Annotated in this window: 2 protein-coding genes; both read left to right on the forward strand. The window is 74.7% G+C overall.

The window, feature by feature from the left end; translation table 11 throughout:
• A partial coding sequence (locus tag AB0J52_RS39885) for an alpha/beta hydrolase (RefSeq protein WP_500188347.1) occupies positions 1-863 on the forward strand: 863 nt, incomplete at its 5' end.
• Positions 864-1,028: 165 nt separating this feature from the next.
• Positions 1,029-1,561, forward strand: a 533-nt coding sequence (locus tag AB0J52_RS39890; RefSeq protein WP_500188348.1) for a wax ester/triacylglycerol synthase domain-containing protein, incomplete at its 3' end; no start/stop codon positions are given.

Consider the following 1,561-nt stretch of genomic DNA (forward strand, 5'->3'; position numbering starts at 1 on the left):
CGGCGGTCGCGATCGACCTGGCCGCGCCGCTGGCGCTGCCCGCGCCGCGCTGGGCCGAGGTCGAGCCCGTGCCGTTCGGCGACTTCGCCGCCGAGTGGGTGCGCGCGCCGCACGCCGCGTCCGACCGGGCGGTGCTGTACTTCCACGGCGGCGGCTTCTTCTCCTGCGGGCTGCGCACGCACCGCCGGATGATCGCGCGGATCGCGGCGGCGTCCGGCGCGCCCGTCCTGTCGGTCGCCTACCGGCAGCTCCCCCAGGTTCCGCTCGCCGTGTCGGTCGAGGACGCCGTGACCGCCTATCGCCGGCTGCTCGACCAGGGCTACTCCCCCGACCGGATCGCCGTGGCGGGCGACTCGGCGGGCGGGTTCCTGGCGTTCGCCGCGACGCTGCGCGCGATGGCCGAGGGCCTGCCGCGCCCCGCCGCGCTGGTCGCGCTCGCGCCGCTCACCGACCTCGACCACACCGCCAAGGTCGAGCACGCCAACGCCCGGCTCGACGCCTACCTCCCGGCGCGCCGGGTGCGGCGGCTCGCCTCCCTGCTCACCGAGGGCGCGGTGCCGCTCGACCCGGCGGTGTCGCCGGTGAACGCCGACCTCGGCGCACTGCCCCCGACGCTCATCCAGGTCAGCTCCAGCGAGATGCTGCTGCCGGACTCGGAGCTGATGGCCGAGCGTCTCACCGCCGCCGGCGTCCCCTGCCGTCTGCAGGTCTGGGAGAACCAGGTGCACGTGTTCCAGGTGTTCGCCGACCTCGTCCCGGAGGGCCTCGCGGCGCTGCACGAGGTGGGCGCGTTCATCAGCGAGCACACCGCGCCGCACGCCGAACCGGCGCGCTCCCCCCGCCGCCGCACCGCCGCCGCCTGACGCGTGCGCGCGAGCCGCGCCGCCCACACCGCTCCCCACCGCCCGCACTGACCGAGACCGGCAGCGGACATCCGGGAGCCGTGCGGACGCGATTGGACGCGGCTCCAGCGGGAAGCCTCTATCGCACCCTTGGCAGCGCAACATTGTGAGGCGACGGTGCATCACATGTCCGGGCTCGACGCCAGCTTCTATCTTCTGGAGGACGAGAACACCCCGCTGCACGTGGCGTCGGTGGTCGTGTTCGAGGGGCCCGCACCGTCCTACGGGGACCTGATCCGCCAGATCGTGGCGCGGCTGCCGCTCGTCCCGCGCTACCGGCAGCGGGTGCGGAGCGTGCCGCTGCATCTGGGACGGCCCGTGTGGGCGGACGACCCGCACTTCAACATCCTCTACCACGTGCGGCACACGGCCGTGCCCGCGCCGGGCACCGAGGAGCAGCTGCGCAACCTGGCCGGCCGCGTGCTCGGCCAGCGCCTCGACCGGGACAAGCCGCTGTGGGAGATCTGGCTGGTGGAGGGCCTGGCGGACGACCGCTGGGCGCTGATCGCCAAGGTGCACCACTGCATGGTGGACGGGGTCGCCGGCATGGACCTGGCGACCGTGATGTTCGACCTGTCCCCCGACTACCATCCGCCGGACGACCCGCAGCCGTGGTCCCCGGCGCCCGAGCCGTCCACGCTCGGCCTGCTCGCGGAGGC

This window comes from Spirillospora sp. NPDC049652, assembly GCF_040675125.1.
In the GTDB taxonomy this organism is placed as follows: domain Bacteria; phylum Actinomycetota; class Actinomycetes; order Streptosporangiales; family Streptosporangiaceae; genus Spirillospora.